The sequence below is a fragment of the Lutimonas halocynthiae genome (assembly GCF_030409835.1).
GTDB lineage: Bacteria > Bacteroidota > Bacteroidia > Flavobacteriales > Flavobacteriaceae > Lutimonas > Lutimonas halocynthiae.
In genome coordinates, this window is the sequence record NZ_JAUFQO010000005.1 from 162,261 (window position 1) to 183,826 (window position 21,566).

General features: G+C 37.7%; 24 protein-coding genes. All 24 read left to right on the plus strand.

Annotated elements, in window-relative coordinates; translation table 11 throughout:
• Window positions 1-8: 8 nt before the first annotated feature.
• The 24 genes from QWY87_RS11420 (at window position 9) to QWY87_RS11535 (ending at window position 21,520) form a co-directional block, all read left to right on the plus strand.
• On the plus strand, window positions 9-1,004 hold the full coding sequence (locus tag QWY87_RS11420) for a DUF1028 domain-containing protein (protein ID WP_290291253.1): 996 nt from the start codon (window positions 9-11) through the stop codon (window positions 1,002-1,004).
• Between the two features lie 105 nt (window positions 1,005-1,109).
• Window positions 1,110-1,493 (plus strand): nuclear transport factor 2 family protein, encoded by a 384-nt coding sequence (locus QWY87_RS11425; protein ID WP_290291255.1) that lies wholly within the window; start codon window positions 1,110-1,112, stop codon window positions 1,491-1,493.
• 74 nt (window positions 1,494-1,567) lie between these two features.
• Entirely contained in the window at window positions 1,568-2,500 is a 933-nt protein-coding gene (locus tag QWY87_RS11430; protein ID WP_290291257.1) for an amidohydrolase family protein, read from the plus strand.
• 29 nt (window positions 2,501-2,529) lie between these two features.
• Window positions 2,530-3,018, plus strand: a complete 489-nt coding sequence (locus tag QWY87_RS11435) for a P-loop nucleotide/nucleoside kinase family protein (protein ID WP_290291259.1) — start codon at window positions 2,530-2,532, stop codon at window positions 3,016-3,018.
• Window positions 3,019-3,061: 43 nt separating this feature from the next.
• The gene (locus tag QWY87_RS11440) at window positions 3,062-4,597 is read left to right on the plus strand and encodes a phospholipase D family protein (RefSeq protein WP_290291261.1); all 1,536 of its coding nucleotides are present in this window, start codon (window positions 3,062-3,064) and stop codon (window positions 4,595-4,597) included.
• Window positions 4,598-4,636: 39 nt separating this feature from the next.
• Window positions 4,637-5,515 (plus strand): DMT family transporter, encoded by an 879-nt coding sequence (locus QWY87_RS11445; RefSeq protein WP_290291263.1) that lies wholly within the window; start codon window positions 4,637-4,639, stop codon window positions 5,513-5,515.
• Complete coding sequence (gene gloA2, locus QWY87_RS11450; protein WP_290291266.1) at window positions 5,508-5,897, plus strand: SMU1112c/YaeR family gloxylase I-like metalloprotein; 390 nt, start codon at window positions 5,508-5,510, stop codon at window positions 5,895-5,897. Before QWY87_RS11445 ends, gloA2 begins: the two co-directional genes overlap by 8 nt.
• Window positions 5,894-6,514, plus strand: coding sequence for a DapH/DapD/GlmU-related protein (locus QWY87_RS11455; RefSeq protein WP_290291268.1), 621 nt, complete (start codon window positions 5,894-5,896; stop codon window positions 6,512-6,514). The genes gloA2 and QWY87_RS11455 overlap by 4 nt, the downstream gene beginning before the upstream one ends.
• Before the next feature lie 55 nt (window positions 6,515-6,569).
• Window positions 6,570-7,031: a hypothetical protein gene (locus tag QWY87_RS11460; protein ID WP_290291270.1), complete on the plus strand. Its 462-nt coding sequence runs from the start codon at window positions 6,570-6,572 to the stop codon at window positions 7,029-7,031.
• A gap of 7 nt (window positions 7,032-7,038) precedes the next feature.
• Window positions 7,039-7,953, plus strand: coding sequence for a carbon-nitrogen hydrolase family protein (locus QWY87_RS11465; protein ID WP_290291272.1), 915 nt, complete (start codon window positions 7,039-7,041; stop codon window positions 7,951-7,953).
• A gap of 117 nt (window positions 7,954-8,070) precedes the next feature.
• Window positions 8,071-10,482, plus strand: coding sequence for a penicillin acylase family protein (locus QWY87_RS11470; RefSeq protein ID WP_290291274.1), 2,412 nt, complete (start codon window positions 8,071-8,073; stop codon window positions 10,480-10,482).
• Window positions 10,483-10,836, plus strand: a complete 354-nt coding sequence (locus QWY87_RS11475) for a hypothetical protein (protein WP_290291275.1) — start codon at window positions 10,483-10,485, stop codon at window positions 10,834-10,836. It abuts the gene before it with no gap.
• A 41-nt stretch (window positions 10,837-10,877) separates the two neighbouring features.
• Window positions 10,878-12,056 (plus strand): DmpA family aminopeptidase, encoded by a 1,179-nt coding sequence (locus QWY87_RS11480; RefSeq protein ID WP_290291277.1) that lies wholly within the window; start codon window positions 10,878-10,880, stop codon window positions 12,054-12,056.
• Window positions 12,057-12,154: 98 nt separating this feature from the next.
• Window positions 12,155-13,177, plus strand: a complete 1,023-nt coding sequence (locus QWY87_RS11485) for an MBL fold metallo-hydrolase (protein ID WP_290291279.1) — start codon at window positions 12,155-12,157, stop codon at window positions 13,175-13,177.
• A gap of 45 nt (window positions 13,178-13,222) precedes the next feature.
• The gene (locus tag QWY87_RS11490; RefSeq protein ID WP_290291280.1) at window positions 13,223-13,855 is read left to right on the plus strand and encodes a class I SAM-dependent methyltransferase; all 633 of its coding nucleotides are present in this window, start codon (window positions 13,223-13,225) and stop codon (window positions 13,853-13,855) included.
• Window positions 13,856-13,933: 78 nt separating this feature from the next.
• Entirely contained in the window at window positions 13,934-14,464 is a 531-nt protein-coding gene (locus QWY87_RS11495; RefSeq protein ID WP_290291281.1) for a GNAT family N-acetyltransferase, read from the plus strand.
• A gap of 19 nt (window positions 14,465-14,483) precedes the next feature.
• Entirely contained in the window at window positions 14,484-14,831 is a 348-nt protein-coding gene (locus QWY87_RS11500) for a DUF1801 domain-containing protein (RefSeq protein WP_290291282.1), read from the plus strand.
• 64 nt (window positions 14,832-14,895) lie between these two features.
• Window positions 14,896-15,648, plus strand: coding sequence for a subclass B1 metallo-beta-lactamase (bla, locus tag QWY87_RS11505; RefSeq protein ID WP_290291283.1), 753 nt, complete (start codon window positions 14,896-14,898; stop codon window positions 15,646-15,648).
• Window positions 15,645-16,106, plus strand: a complete 462-nt coding sequence (locus QWY87_RS11510; protein ID WP_290291284.1) for a GNAT family N-acetyltransferase — start codon at window positions 15,645-15,647, stop codon at window positions 16,104-16,106. Before bla ends, QWY87_RS11510 begins: the two co-directional genes overlap by 4 nt.
• A gap of 100 nt (window positions 16,107-16,206) precedes the next feature.
• On the plus strand, window positions 16,207-18,639 hold the full coding sequence (locus QWY87_RS11515) for a DUF4982 domain-containing protein (protein WP_290291286.1): 2,433 nt from the start codon (window positions 16,207-16,209) through the stop codon (window positions 18,637-18,639).
• A 52-nt stretch (window positions 18,640-18,691) separates the two neighbouring features.
• Complete coding sequence (locus QWY87_RS11520; protein WP_290291288.1) at window positions 18,692-19,687, plus strand: hypothetical protein; 996 nt, start codon at window positions 18,692-18,694, stop codon at window positions 19,685-19,687.
• Between the two features lie 218 nt (window positions 19,688-19,905).
• Window positions 19,906-20,466 carry a hypothetical protein gene (locus tag QWY87_RS11525; RefSeq protein WP_290291289.1) on the plus strand — a complete coding sequence of 187 codons (561 nt, stop codon included), beginning with the start codon at window positions 19,906-19,908 and terminating at the stop codon, window positions 20,464-20,466.
• Between the two features lie 24 nt (window positions 20,467-20,490).
• Window positions 20,491-21,063 carry a pentapeptide repeat-containing protein gene (locus QWY87_RS11530; protein WP_290291292.1) on the plus strand — a complete coding sequence of 191 codons (573 nt, stop codon included), beginning with the start codon at window positions 20,491-20,493 and terminating at the stop codon, window positions 21,061-21,063.
• Window positions 21,064-21,133: 70 nt separating this feature from the next.
• Window positions 21,134-21,520, plus strand: a complete 387-nt coding sequence (locus QWY87_RS11535) for a VOC family protein (RefSeq protein ID WP_290291293.1) — start codon at window positions 21,134-21,136, stop codon at window positions 21,518-21,520.
• Window positions 21,521-21,566: the final 46 nt, after the last annotated feature.

The following is a 21,566-nucleotide window of genomic DNA, read 5'->3' on the forward strand; positions in this document are numbered from 1 at the left end:
AAACAGATATGAAAATAACACTAACTAGAACCTTATTTTTAATTTTAACAAGTATCACCATGTTTCAAACAAATGCACAGCGCGTTTATAAAGATGCTTTCGCCCATACCTTTTCTATTGTAGCCAAAGATGAAGTCACAGGTGAAATGGCTGTGGCGGTACAAAGTCATTGGTTCGCGGTAGGCACGATCGTTTCATGGGGCCAATCAGGTGTTGGAGTTGTCGCTACCCAATCATTTGTAAACCCGGCCTTAGGTCCGGAAGGATTGAAATTGATGGATGAGGGCAAGAGTGCTCCAGAAGTACTTGACCTATTAATTGCACAAGATGAAGGCAGGGATGTCAGGCAGGTAGCTATGTTGGATGTCAATGGTAAAGTTAGTGCCTATACCGGTAAGAAATGCATTGAATCTGCCAGTCATTATGTTGGTGAAAACTTTTCTGTTCAAGCCAATATGATGCTCAATGATGAAGTGGTTCCGGCTATGGTTCGCGCTTTTGAAGAGCATAAAAATTTACCTTTAGGAGATCGTGTTTTAAAGGTCTTGATAGCTGCTCAAGAAGCAGGTGGAGATATCCGTGGACAGCAATCAGCTGCTTTGATTGTAGTCAATGCAGAAAAAGTAAAAGAACCATGGCTGGATAAGAAAATTGACCTGAGAGTGGATGATCATCAGGCACCTTTAGAAGAGCTGGAAAGGTTGTTAAAGGTACACAAGGCATTTGCCCACCTTAATCGTGGTGACGTTGCCATGGAAGAAGGGGATATGAAACTGGCACTTGATGAATACGGAGCTGCAGAAAAGATGTTTCCCGATAATTTGGAAATGAAGTATTGGAAGGCAGTTACCCTTGCAAACAATAACCGTCTGGATGAAGCTTTGCCTATTTTTAAACAGGTTTTTGCAAAAGATGAAAATTGGCGGGAATTAACCAGAAGGCTTCCAGCCTCTGGATTGCTGACCATCCCAGCAACAGATATTGAAAGTATTCTTGATTTATAGAATTGCTGAGAATAGTTTGGAGGTTTTTAAATTTGACTTTAGATGATTAAATATTATCTTAATCCCTAGGGAATGATGACCTGGTTTAACCAAATATGTAAACAAATGGAAAAACGATTGGACCTGAATAAAGAAAATGCAATTGCCTTTTATAGAATGGCCTATGAAGGGGATCCAAGAAAAGCAGTTGAATTATTTGTTGGTGATCAGTATATTCAACATAATCCGCTGGTAGGAGACGGGAAGCAGTCATTTATTGACTATTTTGAAAGAATGCATGCCGAGTATCCTGAGAAATCAATTGAATTTGTCAGAGGAATAACAGAAGGAGAACTAGTGGCTTTGCATACACATCAGGTATGGCCAGGCAATGATCAATACGTGACAATGGATTTTTTTAGATTTGATGAGCACGGTAAGATTGTTGAGCACTGGGATGCGATGCAGCAGATCCCTGAAACGTCTGCTCATAATAATACCATGTATTAAATGATAAGTAGGTCAACACTTCGTTCTAGTGTATCTAATGTAAAAAAGAATCAAAAAAACAATAAAGAAATAATATGAAATGTAAGCTTTTTACACTCCTGTTCGTGGGCAGTTTGAGCCTTATGGTTGCTCAAGAAAAACTTCCAATCATAGATATGCACGTGCATTCTTATGACTATGATTCAGCCACATTAAAGGAGATTGAATTTAATGGGATTAAAGATTTTTACGGTCATGAAGGGGCGTTAAGCAAAGAGGAACATTTTAAGGAGACTTATGAGCGATTTAGAAAATATAATATAACCAAAGCAGTAGTAAGTGGTTCGTTAGAAAGTGTTCAGTATTGGAAAGAGCACGATGTTGATAACAGGATTATACGGGGCATTTTTATGGCATCTTCGAAAGATGAAGGCATGAATCCTGCCCTTTTTGAAAAACTGGTAAAAGATGGAACGATTCAGGTATTTGGTGAAATAGGCCCCTATTATTCAGGGAGTACTTTAAGTGATGCTGAATGGGAGCCCTACCTCACTATTTGCGAACAATATGATATTCCAGTGGCAGTGCATACTGGAGGGGGCGAGCCAGGAGGAACTTATACCTGGTCACCAAAGGCAAGGTTACGTTTAGGAGATCCTTATCTTATTGAAGATGCTTTGGTAAAACATCCCAAGTTAAGAATCTATATGATGCATGCAGGAGGTGAAGATTGGCCTGAACACGCTATCAGATTGATGGACTATTATCCAAGGTTGTATACAGATATAGCAGTGATGTTGTGGGTCAATAACAATACAAAAAGGTTTATAAAAAACTTTTTAAGAAATGCAAAGGAAGCAGGCTATCTGGATCGCGTGATGTTTGGTTCAGATCAAATGTTCTGGCCAGATGCGATTGATCGGTCAATAGACTATCTCAATAGTATGGAGTTTTTAAGCGAAGAAGATAAGCGTAATATTCTATATCATAATGCAGCCAAATTTCTGAAATTGGAAGAAGGAAAGTAAAATATGGGGAATGAATTCTATCAAAAAGTATGATACACCTTATTGTAGGGAATACAGGGTCTGGAAAAACGACCTATTCAAATAAGTTAAAACAAGAAACAGGCGGTCTCATATTTAGTATAGACCAATGGAACAAAGCCTTGTTTTTTCCTGACAAAAAAGAAGATGATGGGCTGGATTGGTTTCTTGAACGCATAGAGCGGGCTGAAGGCCTTATGATCGACTTGATCAAACAATTGGAAGCTTCCGGGACCGATGCAATTCTAGATTTAGGACTTTCTAAAGCGACACATCGGAAAAAATTCAGAGACTTTGCGACAGAAAATGGATTTGAGCTAAAAACCCATTTTCTGGATATTTCCAGAGAAACTAGATTAGAACGAATCTGGCGTCGCAATAAGGAAAAGGGTGCAACCTTTGAATTTGAGGTGACAGATGAGAATTTTGAATTTATGGAGAATTGGTTTGAAAGACCAACAGAAGAGGAGATGAAGAATGGAATAATAATTACTGAATAAGGATATCAAAATGTCAGAACCAAATCTAAATTTATTTTGGAGCTTGAGAAAGCAAAAAATAACCTATATCATCCTTTTTCTCATGAGCTGGTCTTGCGGCAAGGAGGCAACACAGCCTTTAGATGAGAAGACTGATTTTTGTGCAAACATTCACCGCAACGACAGCATTAGTTTAACTGAACAGTTACAAGATGTAAAAAACTTGATGGAGTCTAAAACAGGAGTGTATGTTTTAGAAGATGGCGCCGGATCAATGATCTCAAGAGCCTGGCTTACCTCATATGCTGAAAAGACAATTGACATACAGTACTTTATTTTTTCAACAGATAATGTGGGTTTGATCGCCATAGATTATTTGGTTAGAGCTGCTGATCGCGGTGTGAAAATAAGACTATTGGTAGATGATATTATGGTTAATGCTGAAATTGAAGACATTTTGACTTTGGACTCGCATGAGAATATTAGCATTAAAATTTACAACCCCGGAGTGAATCTTGGGAAAAGTATTTTTGAAAAAGCGAAAAAGTTTGTCACTGAATTTCGATCTGCTAACCAACGCATGCATAATAAAACATTTATAGTTGATCAGCAAGTTGTAATTACCGGAGGCCGCAATATAGCGGATGAATACTTTGACTATGATCATGAATACAATTTCAGAGACAGAGACGTCTTATTATTAGGGAAAGTGACAAAAGATGTGGCTGTTTCTTTTGATGAATTTTGGAAAGATTCGTTAAGCGTTCCGATCACAGACTTAAGTGATGCTGTCTCTAACGACTCCATTAATAAAGTAACTTTTGAGCGGCTTCATGAGTATGCTTGTAATCCTGAAAATTTCTGGCCTCAGGTCAGAACAAAAATAGAAAATTTACCATCTCGTTTCGATGAGATAAAGAACTCCGGTGGCTTAACATGGGTTGATGAGGTTGAATTTATTTCAGATATTCCAGGTAAAAATGAAGAAACAAGTGGCCTTGGTGGAGGAGGTGAGACAACAACGGCACTGCTTCAGCTAGTGAAAAGTGCAAAGTTTTCTCTGGATATTCAAACGCCTTATTTGATTACTTCTGAATTGAGTCAGAACTTATTTCGTGAAGCTGTACAGCGAGGCGTGAAAGTTCGAATCTTGACAAATAGCCTGGCTTCAACTGACAATGTTGAGGCTTTTAGTAGTTATCAAACAGACAGGCAAAAACTCCTTGAGACAGGTGTTAGGATATTTGAGTTCAGACCTGATGCTGAAGAACGGACTAAGGTGATGACCGGTGAATTACAACGAACCCTAAATCATACACCAATATTTGGTCTACATGCCAAATCGATGGTAATCGATGGTCAGGTAACGGTCATAGGAACTTTTAATTTAGATCCTCGAAGTGCCAACCTGAACACTGAATGTATCACGGTAATTCATTCAGAAAAAATTTCAGCTGGCGTTTTAAAGGGTATGGAGCAAGAATTTCAGCCCGAGAATTCATGGGAAACAACCTTTGAATATAATCCAGATGCTGAGGTGAGTAAAATTAAAAGGGTTAAAACCTGGACTAGAAAAATTCTACCCAAAGGTATTTTGTAAATTGCTGCATTGAATTTATAAGAACCGCTATAGACATAAATGAACAAGGGGATAAAGACCATTAATTTTATTGAACTTAATCTGGCAATACTTTTTATAAGTACTTCCGGAGCATTAGGAAGGTTTATAGATTTACCCATACCCCTTACTATAGGATTAAGGTCTCTTTTAGGTGGCGTTGCACTTTACTTTTTTTGCAGATGGAAAAAGATAAGTTTTTATGTTGAGGGTCGTGACAGAAAGACAATACTATTAGGAGGTTTGTTACTGGGCCTTCACTGGATCACTTATTTTTATGCCTTGAGATTGTCAAATGTAGCAATCGGCATGTTGTCATTATTCACTTATCCTGCTATAACAGCTGTTTTGGAACCCATTATTCTTAAGACAAAAATTTTAAAAATACATTTGATATTAAGCCTGATGGTGTTGGTAGGCATCTACTTTTTGGTTCCTGATTTTGATCTGCAAAACGACGATTTTAAAGCAGTTGGTTTTGGTATTTTCTCGGCCTTTTGCTATGCTACCCGGAACATCATCATGAAGAGTAAAATCAATCATTATGATGGTTCTTTGTTGATGGTATACCAATTACTTGTAATCACCATTGTTTTGAGCCCTTTTGCCTTTGTTCTCGATAGTTCAAATGTGATAGCATATTTGCCGGCCACAATTGTTTTGGCTTTATTAACCACTTCTATCGGGCATACTTTGTTCTTACATAGTTTAAAGTATTTCTCAACGGTTACGGCAAGCATAGTGAGTTGCGCGCAACCGGTTTATGGGATCATTATCGGAATGATATTTTTGCATGAATACCCTAAATTGAATACTATTATTGGAGGAGGGATAATTATATTTACAGTAATCATAGAAAGTTTGAGAGTGTATAAATTAAATAATTCGGTTCATGATTAAGATCAATCGAATGCACCATATTGCCATTATTTGCAGTGATTATGAAAGATCAAAGCATTTCTATACGCAGGTGTTAGGGTTTAAAATAGAGCAGGAGATCTACCGTAAGGAGCGGGATTCATTTAAGTTAGATCTTTCGCTTAATGGGCAGTATATGATTGAACTTTTTTCATTTTCAAATCCGCCAAAGCGATTGACCAGACCAGAAGGGCTTGGATTAAGACACCTGGCTTTTGAGGTGGATGACCTTGAAGCAAGTATCGAGGAATTGGCCAAGAAGGGTGTGCAAGCTGAACCGGTTAGAGTTGATGACATGACGCACAAGAAGTTTACATTTTTTTTTGATCCAGATGATTTACCCTTAGAATTATACGAAAGATGATAGCTATAGATACTTACATTGAGGAATTTTCGACTAAAATCAATCAAGACCAAAATCAGCCATGGGAATTGGTTCATAATTTGGAGCCAATTATTGAAGGAATGATCGCCGAACTTGATGATGATTTTATTATTGATAACAGCATTGCCATCCATAAAACAGCGAAGATTGAATCAAACGTAATTTTAAAGGGGCCTATAATCATTGGTAAGGATTGTTTTATCGGTGCAAATTCATATTTGAGAAATGGTGTGATTTTAGGCGAATCAGCCAGAGTAGGAACAAGCTGCGAAATAAAATCATCTATTATTTTTGATCATAGTGCTGTGGCTCATTTTAATTTTATTGGAGATAGTATCATTGGTAGTCATGTTAATTTTGAAGCAGGATCTATTACAGCAAATCACTTTAATGAACGTGAAAATAAGGCTATTTTTGTTCTGTATGAGGCTGATGTGATCAATACGGGTGTCCACAAATTCGGAGCACTTATAGGGGATGGCACTAAAATAGGAGCCAATGCAGTATTATCTCCTGGCACATTACTACCAAGAAAATCAATTGTAAAAAGACTTGAACTGATTGAGCAAGTGAGTGTTAATTCTTCTGATGAATAGCATTTTTTTGACAATTCTTTATTAACTTGAGGAGGAAGATTCAAAACGCCTGGTTATGAAACAATTTTTCTTGCTTTGCTTTATTGTGTTATTCACTTCTTGTGCTCATGATAAATCAAGCCCTGAGGAAATTCTTGATTCGCATCCATATTTGATTGGGGAGTGGTCAGGAGTTGGAGGTTTTATGCACGTGGATTTTGCTAAATCTATGGGAGAAGTTCCGGTAGAAATTAACATAGCTGCTTATAACAACATCAGTGCAAAAATCGGAGAAGCCCATTTGATTCAGATTGAAATTGCTAAGGCTAATTACGGTATTGAACTAAGAGGTGTTTTGGATGCCAGGATAAAAGAGACTATTGATTTTGAGAAAGACCATGTGGTATTTTTACTGGTTTTACCAGATGAAAATCGTCAAAACTTAAAAGTGATCGATGCGAATTTTCACGTTAAGTCAAACTACGCATTTGACTTTGGTATGAGGGTTGGCGGGGTCATGCTTAGAAAACAAGAATGATAGAACTATGAATAATATTAAAAAGGTGGCAGCGGCTCAGGTATCTCCTGTGTTTTTAAACAAAGAAGAAACCATAGAAAAAGCCTGTAAAGTAATTCTGGAGGCAGGTGCAGCTGGAGCAGAACTCATTGTTTTTCCGGAGGCTTTTGTTTCGGGTTATCCTGATTGGGTCTGGCTTATTCCAAATAGCAAAGGCGGCGAGCTCAATAAGTTATATGTCGAACTGGTAGAAAATGCAATTTCAGTTGGAGACACCAGTACGAAAAAGCTTTGCAAAGCTGCTAAAACCGCAGGGATACATGTGGTCATGGGAATGCATGAACGAAATTCAGAAACGAGTAATGCCAGTCTTTTTAACAGTTTACTTTTTATAGATGATCAGGGAGAGATTATTGGAAAGCACAGAAAATTAATACCCACTGGGGGAGAGCGACTTATCTGGGCGCAGGGAGATGGACAGACCTTAAAAGCCTACGATACTTCTGTTGGCAAATTAGCCGGCCTTGTTTGCTGGGAGAATTTTATGCCCTTGGCTCGAAATTGCATATATGAGCAGGGGGCCCAGATATTGGCTACACCTACCTGGGATAAAAGCCCAAATTGGCTGCAAAGTATGCAGCATATAGCGCGTGAAGGGGGGCTATTTATCATTTCTGCGTGTATGCCGCTAAAAATGGATGACATTCCTGATCGTTATGATTTTAAAAAATTATATCCTGAAGGAAGGGAGTGGGTCAATGTGGGCAATAGTTGCATCATTGCTCCCAATGGAAAATTATTAGCCGGGCCTGTTGAAGCAAAAGAACAGATCGTCTATGCTGAAATAGACCTAAAGGATATCATACACGCCAAAAGGATGTTTGACGCTACAGGACACTATGCCAGACCAGATGTTTTTGAGTTCAACCTTCGAAAGAAGTAATATTTTACGAATATTTTATTAGAATTTAAACTTTTTAATGAGTTAGTTGAATTGACTGGAACTAGAATTTGAGTCGTTTTTATTTAGTAAATTAAGGGTCTTAATTTGCGATTATTTATGAAGTACTTAAAGTTTTTTCTTTCTCTTATACTTGCGATTTCCGTCCTTTATGGCTTAAATAATAAATTTGGTTCGATTCCTCCCATTGGGAAATTTCTGAACCCTTATTCTGGATTTTGGCAAAATGAAACAGACGAGTCTATTGAAGGTACAGTGCTTATTAATGGTCTTAAAGATCAAGTAACTGTTCATTATGATGCGCAATTAATTCCTCATGTATTTGCGAAGAACGATGCAGATTTATATAGGGCTCAGGGGTTTATAACGGCAAAGCATAGACTGTGGCAAATGGAATTTCAGACGCATAGTGCGGCAGGGCGGATTTCCGAAATCATAGGTGAAGCAGCTTTGGATTATGACCGTAAAGAAAGAAGGATGGGTATGGAGTTTGGTGCAGAGCAGGCTCTTAAGGCAATGCGTGAAGATCCAAAAACAGCAGAACTAGTTGAAGCCTATGCATCGGGTGTAAATGACTATATAAATCAATTGGATGATAAGGACATCCCTGTGGAATATAAGTTGCTTGACTATAAGCCAGAACAATGGAGTTCTAAAAAAACAGCTTTGTTATTAATGCTCATGACCAAAGATCTGGCATCATCTGACAACGATCTCGAACGCACGAATGCCTTAAGAATATTTGGCAAGGAAAAATTTGATTTTTTATTCCCGGATTACCTTAATGATGGAGAACCTGTGATCCCTGAAGATACTGATTGGAGCTTTATTGATGTCCCGATGACGGAAACTCCAGTTCCTGAGATGGTTATGGATTCTATTTCTATGGTTATTGAAAAACCTGACCCTGATAATGGGAGCAATAATTGGGCGGTTTCTGGAGCTAAATCCTATTCAGGAAATCCAATTTTGGCCAATGATCCGCATTTGAGTTTAAGCTTACCTTCAATTTGGTTCGTAATGCAGCTCAGTACTCCTGAGCACAATGCTTTTGGAGCTACCTTGCCCGGTGCTTTAGGTGTTATTTCAGGTTTTAACAATCACATATCATGGGGTGAAACGAACGCCAGGAGAGATCTCGTGGATTGGTATAAAATTGAATTTGACAAGACTGATCCATCAAAATATAAGCATGATGAGCAATGGAAGGATGTTTCTTTTCGCATGGAAGAGATTAAAATCAGAGGTGAGATGCCATTTAAAGATACGGTTCGATACACGCATCATGGGCCCGTGACTTATGATGATAAATTTATGGGAAATGACAGGTATCAGGGTTATGCCATGAAATGGATAGGTCATCATGGCGGAAATAACCAAAGGACATTTCTAGAATTGAATAGCGCCAAGAATTATGATGATTATGTGAATGCGTTGTCACATTATGCTACGCCTGCACAGAACTTTGTATTTGCTTCTGTAGACGGAGATATTGCATTATGGATTCAAGGTAAGTTTCCAAATAAATGGAATGGGCAAGGTAAGTTTTTAATGGATGGTAGCAATCCAGAACACGATTGGCAAGGATTTATTCCTCAGCGTTTTAATGTGCATACAAAGAATCCTAAACGAGGTTTTGTTAGTTCTGCTAATCAGCGTCCTGTGAATGATGCTTATCCGTATTATGTAATTGATGATTTCTATGAGAACTATAGAAACCGTGTAATTAATGACTTTTTTAATACTAAGGAGAAATTTGAAATCCAAGATTTTAAAGATTTACACAATAATAATTACAATTTAAAAGCTGCGGAAATTTTGCCGTATATGATTGCGAGTATAAAAAGTGATGACTTGAATGACGAAGAATCAAAGATGCTAGGCGAAGTGAAGGCCTGGAATTATATGAACAATATGGATGAGGTTGGCCCTAGCATTTGGTCTTATTGGTGGTGGAATTTTAACAATCTGTTATGGGATGAGTTCGATATTAAAGATGTGGCGATGGCTAGGCCAGGATCTTATCATACGATTTCTTTATTAAAGAATAACGCCATGGATTCCTTTATCGATATGAAGAATACCCCAAAAATCGAAAAGGCTGATGACCTGTTTTTGATCAGTTTTAAGGAAACGGTTGCATCATTGACGAAGTGGAAAACTGAAAACGGGGATTATAATTGGAACGCATATAAAGCAACTCATGTTGATCATTTGTTACAAGGTTTACCAGCCTTTTCAAGATTTAATATCCCTATTGGTGGAGGCTCTGGAATTGTGAATGCAACCAAAGAAAACCATGGCCCTTCATGGCGTATGATTGTTGAGATGAGCAGCCCGCCAAAAGCCTTGGGGATTTACCCTGGAGGTCAGTCGGGTAATCCTGGTAGTATGCATTACGATGATTTTATAGATACCTGGGCAGCGGGGAATTACCATGAGCTGAACTTTATGCAATCTGCAGAAAAAACCGAATTCGTGATAGGTACACAAACATTAAACTCAAACTAAATGAACAATACGAGCCTTAATTTTTTGACGACTCTTTTTCTGGCAATACTGTTTTCTTTCTTCATGCCTTGGTGGTCAGTTATGTTAGCTGCATTATTGGCTGGATTGTTTTTTTCTGTAAAAGGTATTTCAGTATTTCTCGTTCCTTTCTCAGCGATTTTTTTCTATTGGATAGTGTATGCTTTTATTTTGTCAAATGGCAATGATTTTATCTTGGCAAAAAAAATAGCAGTGTTACTGCCTCTCGGAGGTAATGCCTACGCATTAATTTTAGTAACCGCTATTGTTGGAGGTATAGCCGGCGGAGTTGCTGGTGTCTTAGGGAAACAGAGTAAATTACTTTTTGAAAAATAAATAAACCAAAAACAGCTTATTAACCAACTTACAACCAGAACATGAGAAAAATTATTAGCCTATCATTATTATTGCTATGCATCAGTATTTTACACGCTCAAAAACCAAGAGCCAGAGATTTAGGGGTGCCCTTTAAGGGAACCACTGGAGAATTTAATGCCATTACTGATGTTAAGGGAGTAGAAGTGGGATACAGTACGATCATCAAAGGCACTGGAAAGAATATCTTAGGAGAAGGCCCTATTAGAACAGGCGTTACTGCTATTTTCCCAAGAGGCAAAGCCAAAAAATTTAGCCCTGTCTATGCGAATTGGTACAGTTTAAATGGTAATGGTGAGATGACAGGAACCACATGGGTAACAGAATCAGGTTTTTTAGAAACACCTGTAATGATTACCAATACGAATAGTGTAGGTGTAGTAAGAGATGCTGTTTTGAAATGGTATGTTGATACAGATTGGTATAGAGGAGAAACCTGGTGGTATACTTACCCAGTGGTTGGAGAGACCTATGATGGTTTTTTAAATGATATTTATGGTTTTCATGTGAAGGAATCACATGTGAGAGAAGCGATTAATGATGCCAAAGGAGGTGCCATAGAAGAAGGGAATGTGGGTGGAGGAACTGGTATGATGTGTCTTGGCTTTAAGGGCGGAACCGGGACCTCGTCAAGGGTTTTTAAAATAAATGATACAACTTATACAGTTGGGGCGCTTGTGCAATCAAATTTTGGGGCTAAGAGAAACTTGAGTATTGCTGGAGTGCCTGTTGGAATTGCCTTAAAAGACACTTTAAACTATGAATACAAAGCAGATCCTATCTCCCGACGACAAGAAGGAGATGGTTCAATTATCGTGGTGATCGCTACAGACGTTCCTTTATTGCCGCATCAATTAAAGCGGGTAGCTCAAAGAATACCTTTAGGTGTCGGTATCGTTGGTGGAAGAGGTAGTAATGGCTCAGGTGATATTTTTATTGCTTTTTCAACAGCCAATGAAAATGCTTTTCACCGCGATCACAAACAGAAAGTGGAGGTGATTTCTAATGATAAAACCTTCCCATTATTTGAAGCTACAGTACAGGTGGTAGAGGAGGCGATTATCAATGCCATGGTTGCTGCGGAAACGATGGAAGGTATTCATGGGAACAAGGCTTATGCTTTGCCACATGATCTGCTTATTGAAACCCTTAAGAAGTACAATCGATACGAGAAGAAATAAGTGAATAAGCTTTGAATTGGTAAGCTTTTAATAGCTAAGAATGCTTATTAAATCTTGTGAAATAGTTATATTGAAGACGTCTTTTAAATTTGTCCTTAATGAATAGATTAAACCTAATACAAATTGCGAACCAGCTAACAGCCAAGCGCATGACAAGAATTCAAATCTATAGCGTTAATTTGATCTGTCTCCTATTTTCTTTAATTACTTGGGGACAAGAGACAAGGACGATCCCCTTTAATGATTTAATTGATCCAAGTGTTTTTCTTATCGTTCTAGGAACGGTTCAAGATGCTGGTTCTCCGCATATAGCCTGTAAAAAAGAATGTTGTGCCCTCTTGTTTGAAAACCATGATGATAGCAGAAAAGTGGTTTCATTGGGTTTGGTGGATCAGATAAATTTTTCCAAGTATATCTTTGAGGCCACCCCTGATTTACCTACCCAGTTGAAGAAGTTAAAAAATAGAGGGATGGTAGACAATAATGAAACTCCAGACGGTATATTTTTAACCCATGCGCATATTGGTCACTATACCGGATTGATGTATTTGGGCAAGGAGGCCATGAATGCGGAACAGGTTGCCGTTTTTGCCATGCCAAAAATGAAAGGATATCTTGAAACAAATGGGCCCTGGGATCAACTGGTAACTAATAAAAATATTTCGCTTAAAAGTTTAGAGAATCAGGTGAAATTTAAACTAAATCAAGATGTGAGTGTAACGCCATTGCTTGTGCCACATCGTGACGAGTATTCTGAAACGGTAGGTTATATAATTGAAGGGCCAAATAAAAAGGCTTTATTCTTACCTGATATCGACAAATGGGAGAAATGGGAGACCGATATTATTGAAATAGTCAAGACTGTTGATTATGCGTTTCTAGATGCTACCTTTTATGATGGTGAAGAGATTAACAATAGAGCTATTAGTGAAATACCACATCCTTTTGTAATTGAAAGTATGGAAAAGTTTAGATGGCTCTCTCCAGAGGAGAAATCTAAAATAATATTTATCCACTTTAACCATACAAATCCGGTTTTAAGAGCTGAAAGCGAAGCCTCCAAGACTGTGATAAAAAAAGGATTCAGAATTGCGAGGACGGGAGATATATATGAACTGTAAGAACTTGTAGTTTTTTTATTTTTAAACCAGATCGATTGCGCTAAGATGGATACTTATAAAATCACTTTTAAAACCTGGGATGCCATAGCCTCAGCTTATGAAAGGCAGTTTATGGATTTGAGTTTGTACAATGATAGCTATAAATTGTTTTTGTCTTCACTTGATAAACCGAATGCCAGGATCTTAGAACTGGGATGTGGCCCGGGAATGATAACTCGCTTTATGATGCAACGATTTCCTGACCTGAATTATACTGCAACCGATGTATCAGCTCAAATGATCAAAAGAGCTGAATCTAATGTTCCTCAAGTTAAATTTGAGGTATTGGATTGCAGAAATATGTCAAGCATGAAACAACAATTTGATGGCATTGTTTGCGGCTTTACGCTACCCTATTTATCGAAAGAAGATCGTTTAAAATTAGTTTCGGACTGTACTGAATTACTTTCAAATAAAGGTGTGCTCTATTTGAGTTATGTGGCAGGTAATCAAACAGAGCCAGTTTGTATGACCGATAAAGAAGGTAACAGCCTGTATTTTTTCTATCATCAGACTGAGGAACTCAAAAAAGAACTAGAGATGTATGGATTTCAACTAATTGATATCATTAGCTTGATTTATAAGAAAAAGGAGGATGTGGAGGAGGAGCACACTGTCATCATTGCCAGAAAAAAATAACAGGATCAGTAATTTTGTAGCCTGATCTTAGAAAAGGTTTATTATTTTTAATGCGGGTTTAAATCTCGTTTGCAAACTATGATTCAATTCGAACATTATGCTTTAAGGCTCCTTACAATGGAGGATCTCGAGGCTTACTTCAACATGATGTCAAGAAACAGAGAGCGCCTTCTGCAGTATTTTGCAGGTACGGTTTCCAAAACGAAAAATTTTGATGACACAAAAGAATTTCTGATAGACATGGAAAAGAGAATAAAGGAAAGAAGCTATTTTCCTTATGTTCTGGTTGACAACGACACTGTATCATTGATTGGGTTTTATGACCTTAAGAATATCGAATGGTCAGTTCCGAAGACAGAGATCGGTTATTTTATTGACCTTGAATATACAGGGAAAGGAATAGGAGCAAAAGCCTTGAAGGTCTTTTCTGATCACTGCTTTTCAGAATATGGTTTCGAGAAATTGTTTTTACGAACCCATGAAAGTAATCTGCCGGCGAGAAGGATTGCTGAGAAATCTGGATTCGAAATTGAGGGTACTATTCGTAAAGATTACAAGACTTCATCTGGTGAATTGGTAGATGTCTTGTATTATGGATTGATACAATAAAAATAGTCAGGATATAGTGATGAAGAAACAAACGGTTCAAGAATTTTTAGATGCTTTGGTATTAACAGATCCTCAAAAGCATGGTATAGTCATGCAGTTAAGGGCTAAGGTGAAGCATCTTGAGCCAGCTATTCAGGAAAGAATGATGTATGGTGGGATTATGTTGTCGTTAGAAGAAGATTTAGGTGGTATTTTTGTTTATAAAAATCATGTTTCGCTTGAATTTGGTCAAGGTTATAGATTTGATGATCCTGATGGGATATTGCAAGGAGGTGGGAAATACCGACGCCATGTCAAAATTAAAACAAGCCAGGATCTAGCTTTTATAAAGATTGATTCTTTCCTGAATCAAATGCTAAGTTTGTAATGTGGATCTATTAGAATATTACTGAGCACATTCTTAAGCGGTGTGCAAAAACAAATCACATTCAATGAAGAATATTATTTTTTATAAATTATTTAAAATATTTATAATCATTATTTTATCATCACTTTTCTCATGTGATGAATCAATAAAATTAAACGAAGTTTACAAAACGAAAAATTTAAAAATAAATCAATTATCGGAGCATGCTTATATACATGAATCCTACCTGGATACAGAAGCGTATGGGAAAGTTCCTTGCAATGGAATGGTTTTTATTGATGAGCTTGAAGCGCTTGTGTTTGATACGCCCACGACAAATAAAACATCTCAAGAACTAATAGATTGGTTAAAGAATGATATGAATTGCAAGGTTCGTTCTGTAATTGTTACACACTTTCATGTTGATGCGATGGGTGGCTTAGAAGCATTTCACAAAAATGAAATTACTTCCTTTGCGAATAGTTTTACCATAGATATTGCTAAAGAAAAGGAGCTTGTTGTGCCGGAGTACGGCATAACTTCTTCCTATGAGCATCAGTTTGGAAATAGTAAGGTGATTAGTTTGTTTGTCGGTGAAGGACATAGCAAAGATAATATAGTAGGGTATTTTTCAAATGAAGGTATTCTTTTTGGGGGCTGTCTTGTCAAGGCATTGGGAGCTAAGAAAGGGAATTTAGAAGATGCAAATACGGTTGAATGGCCAAAAACAATCGAGAAATTGAGCGTCATGGTGCCGAAAGTTCAAATTGTTGTTCCTGGTCATGGTGAACCAGGTAGCGCAACATTATTAAAGTATACCATAGAATTGTTCGAATGAAATTCAGGCCAGCAGAAATAAAGGATATTGAGGCGCTTAATCATATTAGTCTGGCCTCAAAAAGGTATTGGAATTACCCTGAAGAATGGATACGGCGTTGGAAGGATGATTTACGTATCAGTGAATTAGATTTGATTGATTTGGAGATTAGGGTCGTGACAATAGACGACCAAATAAAGGGCTTTTGTGCGATAAGAGAAGCGGATAGTTATTATGAAGTAGAGCATCTTTGGCTCAGGCCAGATACAATAGGGAAGGGCTTGGGTAAGGCACTTCTTTTAGCATCTTTGGAGAGTGCAGTGAATAAGGATCTTCCCATCCTGGTTGAGGCTGATCCAAATGCTGAGGTATTTTATAAGAAGCAGGGTTTTGTTACCTATGACAAGAAGGAAAGTTTCCCGAAAGGGAGGTACCTGCCATTAATGAAAATGGAAAGTTATTTGCGACCTAAAAAATAATTAAATCTTAATGGTCTAAGGTCTAGGAATCATAAACCATTATGATATATTTGAAGTTGAATAAATGTACTTATAACGTTTAATAAATTACAACCTGCTTATGGAAGTTAGATCCTATCGAATTGTAGCTTTTGTTTTAATTTTTATGTTGCCAATGTTAATAATGTCTCAAGTAAGGGAAGTGAAGGAGTTAAACGATCACTGGAGGTTTGAAAAAGGCCAAAATGACGAAGCCTATCAAAACTCATTTGATGATTCCTCCTGGGAAACAGTTTCGGTTCCACATGATTGGGCCATTTATGGTCCATTCGATAAAGAAATAGATAAGCAGCTTGTGAAGATAGAGCAAAATGGGGAAGAAATTGCTACAGAAAAGACGGGTAGAACAGGGTCTTTGCCGCATATTGGACAAGCCTGGTATAGAAATAAATTCTCTCTTTCATCTGAAGAGGCGGGCAAAAAAGTGATCCTGAGTTTCGACGGAGCCATGAGTGAGGCTAAAGTTTATATAAACGGAAAGTTGGTAGGTCAACATAATTATGGCTATAGTTATTTCTATTTCGATGTGAGCGATTATGTAAAAGAAGGAAGCAATACTTTGGCTGTTCAGCTAACTAACAGACCGCTATCGTCACGATGGTATCCTGGAGCCGGGCTTTATCGCAAAGTCCAATTAATCATGAAAGAAAAGGAAAGCATAGCACACTGGGGAGCTTATATCACAACTCCAGTTGTAACAACAGCTAAGGCGAAGGTGAACATCAAATTGAAAGTAACTGCTGAGCAGGGCAGGATGGAGGCGCAATTAATTGATAAAAATGGACAAACAGTAGCTGAAGGAGAAGCTACTGAACTATTCTTAAATGAGTTTGATTTAAGTCTGGCGGTTAATAATCCTAATCTATGGAGCCCTGAGTCACCAGACTTGTACACAGCGGTACTTAAGTTCTATGTTGGAGATGAATTAAAAGATGAGATAAGCGAAACTTTTGGAATTCGAAGTATCAGTTATACAGCAAAAACTGGGTTTAGTTTAAATGGTGAATCCAGGAAATTTAAAGGAGTTTGTCTCCACCATGATCTGGGGCCTTTGGGTGCGGCGATCAATGAAGCTGCATTGCGAAGGCAGTTGGTGATTCTTAAAGATATGGGGGTTGATGCCATAAGAAGTTCGCATAATATGCCATCATTAGAGCAATTAGCGCTTTGCGATGAAATGGGTTTTATGTTTTTGGCAGAGAGTTTTGACGAATGGGCCAAACCAAAGGTTGAGAATGGTTATAACCTGTATTTTGAAGAAGATGCTGAAAAAGATGTTGTTAGTCTGGTTCATGCCACCCGAAATCATCCTTGCATTGTGATGTGGAGTTCCGGGAATGAAGTGCCTGATCAATGGGGTGCCGAAGGTGTTAAAAGAGCAAAATGGTTACAAGATATATTTCATCGGGAAGATCCGACAAGACCGGTGACGGTTGGTATGGATCAGGTTGAAGCCACAATGGAATCAGGGTTTGGTGCCCTTATGGACATTCCGGGTTTAAATTATAGATTACATCTTTATGAAGAGGCTTATCAGCGATTTCCACAAGGACTTTTACTAGGGTCTGAAACGGCATCTACAGTAAGTTCAAGAGGGGTTTATAAGTTTCCGGTTGAGCAAGGCAAGATGAAACAATATGATGACGGGCATTCATCTTCTTATGATTTGGAATGCTGCAGCTGGTCAAATCTTCCGGATGATGATTTTGTGTTACAGGATGATAAGCCCTGGGTTATTGGAGAGTTCGTGTGGACGGGTTTTGATTATTTAGGGGAGCCAACACCATATGATGAAGTCTGGCCATCCAGAAGCTCTTATTTTGGAATATGTGATTTGGCAGGAATCCCTAAAGACAGATACTATTTATATCGCAGTCGATGGAATACGAAGGAGGAGACTTTACATGTTTTACCGCATTGGAACTGGGAAGGCAGAGAGGGTGAGAAAACGCCCGTATTTGTTTATACAAGCTATCCGAGTGCTGAATTGTTCGTTAACGGGAAAAGCATGGGAGTCCAGAAAAAGCATAAAGCTACGGCGCAAACACGCTATCGTTTGATGTGGATGGATGTGGTTTATGAGCCGGGAACACTTAAAGTGCTAGCCTATGATGAAAATGGAAAAGAACAGGCTGTAAAGGAAGTTCACACTGCAGGTAAACCCATAAATTTTTCTTTGGAAGCTGATCGAACTACACTTTCAGCGAACGGTAAAGACCTTTCTTTTATAACGGTATCAGCCGTTGATAGGGATGGAAATTTTTGTCCTTTGGCAGACAATGATCTGCAATTTAAAGTGAAAGGTCATGGCAGTTTTAAGGCAGTTTGTAACGGTGACCCAACGTCATTGGAAATGTTTCATCTGCCAAAAATGAAATTATTTAGTGGTAAATTAGTGGTCTTGGTTGAATCAAAATTGACGCCGGGAGAAATCATATTAGAAGTCAAATCGAAAGGGTTTAAGACTCAGAGAATAAGCTTATACTCTAAATAAAATCATAAAAATAAGTTCAACAATAATTTTAATTAATAAATCGTAATTATTTATGGTTCAGATGTATAATTATATTTTATTATTGATGTTTCTAATTGGGTCATTACACTTCTCAAATGTGTTAACTCAAAAGAATAGCGATAAATATAGCTATACGCAATACCACCAAAAAGTAATCTTAGCTGAGACATTTGTAGCTAGGGAAGCACTTGATTCTGCTCTTGTTGTTTATAAAGATATTTTTAAAACCTATGATTATGTTTTATTGAGAGAATATCAGCTGGCCACACAATTGGCGATAAAACTAAAGAAGGATGAGGAAGCTGCTTTATTTTTACGAGGAGGCATCGAAACCGGATGGACGAAGAAATCTATTAAAAACAATGAACTACTTAAGCCTTGGCTTGATACTCAAGATGGAAAGGCTATTCTTCTTGATTACGATAAGTACCATGAAAGCTTTGAGCAGGGTGTCAATGATACTTTAGCTGCTAAGGTGCACGATATGTTCAAAAGAGATCAAAAGCTCGCTATAAAGGCTCTTTTTAAGTTGAGTTCAGCATCTCAGGATAAATATGCGGAGAAAAAATTTGCTCCTCATAGTGAAAAACAGATGGCCCAACTCTTGATTATTTTAAACCAAGTAGGTTATCCGGGAGGGAGGCTCATTGGGAATGATATGTGGATGTCTATAATTTTAAGCCACCATAATTCCATTTCACAAAAGTATGTACAGAAGGATACTTTATATCCGCAACTACGACCATTACTGATTGAAGCAATCGATAGAGGGGAAATGCAACCTGTTGATTTTGCTTTTATTGAGGAATGGAGAATGGCTACCATGACGGAGCCTTCAGAGGTGAGTTATGGATTTTTAGAGGCTCCTTTTGCGAAAAGTCTGACGAAAACAGATTCCTTGCGCGCTGCCATCGGTCTAAGATCTGTGCAACTGAGAAATGACTTGGTGGAAGTGCAAAACAAAACAGGTATTGATATGTATTTGTTTGGTTCTCCATGGGTTGATGGTAAAATCGAAATGAGATGAATTCAGCTAATTTGAAAGAGGTTCGTCTGGTTTAACTGACCGTGAGTGTTACTTGGGATTAAGGTTTCTCAAATTAAGTGCTTTTTGGATTATTATTGGAGGAGGTTTTTCAGGATAGCTTCTCTTGCTTGTCTAATTTGTTGCGTTTTTGTGGAAAACACAGAAGGAAACAAGGATTTTTGAATTGCATGTTTTATATTTATGGAAAAATTAAAAAGATGGATTTCAAAAAAATTTCAACCCTTTCACTCATTTTCTTCATTAGTGCGCTTTCTTCAGGCTTTATAATTACTTCAGACTGGTTTTTAATGAAAAACAAAGACCAGGGATATCAGATTGAATTCCCTAAAGAACCTTCTGTAAGTGTCCAAACAGTTAATACAAAGGCTGGGCCGTTAGACATGCATATCAACATGCTGGATCTTTCTAAGAAAGATGAGGACAGTAACATGATCTACTTAAGCAGTTTTGCGCAATACCCTGATTCATTGGTGCATTCAGATCGAAAAGAACAATTAGCCGGCTTTTTTAAAGAAACTTTAGATGGTCTGGTAAGTTCTATTGATGGAGAAATACTCTCCAAAAAAGAGGTTAAGATCGATTCATATCCAGGTAAAGAAGTTAAGATCAATTTCCAAGATGGGATGGCTGTTATAAGAATCCGCGTCTTCCTTGTTGAGAATAAGGTTTACATGCTGCAAGTCATTACTAAAACAGAGAAGGATTCTAACGAATCAATTTCAAAGTTTATGAACTCCTTCAGTTTAATCACTGATTAGTTTTAGACTGAATTCAGATCGTTTATGAAGGAAAAGTATTTTGGAGAACAAGACTTTAACAGATTGGTTTTTTCCGAAGGCACTTTTGAAGAGGCAGACTATGAAAACTGTGTTTTCAATGCCTGTGATTTGTCAAATGCGGATTTCTCATTGATAGATTTCATTGACTGCGAGTTTATAGATTGCAACCTCAGTCTGGCAACACTTAATGGCACTTTGTTTCAGGAATGTTCATTTAAAGGTTGTAAAATGCTTGGCTTGAGGTTCGAAAACTGCAATAAATTTGGACTTTCAGTACAATTCGAATCCTGCGTTCTAGATCATTCTTCATTTTATGAAACAAAGATGCAGAAGACTGTTTTTAAAGCATGTCAATTGCATAAAGTTGACTTTAGCAATGCCGACCTTCAGGCGTCGGTCTTTGATGGGAGTGATTTAGGTGGGGCTGTATTTAATATGTCAAATCTAGAACAAGCTGATTTTAGAAACACCATCAATTTTTTAATTGACCCTGAAATGAATAAAGTAAAGAAAAGTAAATTTTCACAATCCGGTCTCTCAGGTTTGCTTACGAAGTACCAAATTGAAATTGACTAGTTTTGAGTTGTGTCTCAATTCTACATCAGACTAACCGAAGTACAATACCAATTTCGATTAAATCTTTCTTATGAAATTAGAACATATAGGGCTTTGGACAAAAGACCTGGAAGCAATGAAAGACTTCTATGTGACTCATTTTAAAATGAGTAGTAATGAAAAATATGTAAATGAAGTAAAAGGGTTTTCATCTTATTTTCTCACTTTTGAATCTGGTACAAGGATAGAATTAATGCATAGGGCTGATATCAAAGAGGCTTTGGGTGAAAGGGGGCAAATCAGCGGTATGGCTCATATGGCCTTTTCATTAGGATCAGTAACGGCAGTGATTGAATTAACGGAGAGATCCCGAGAAATGGGACTCAAGATCATAGGGGAGCCAAGAACCACTGGAGATGGATATTTTGAAAGCGTCATTGAAGACCCTGAAGGTAATTGGATCGAACTTACAGCCTAAAACCGTCTTTTAATCCATGTAAATGAGTTCATATTCACGGATATAT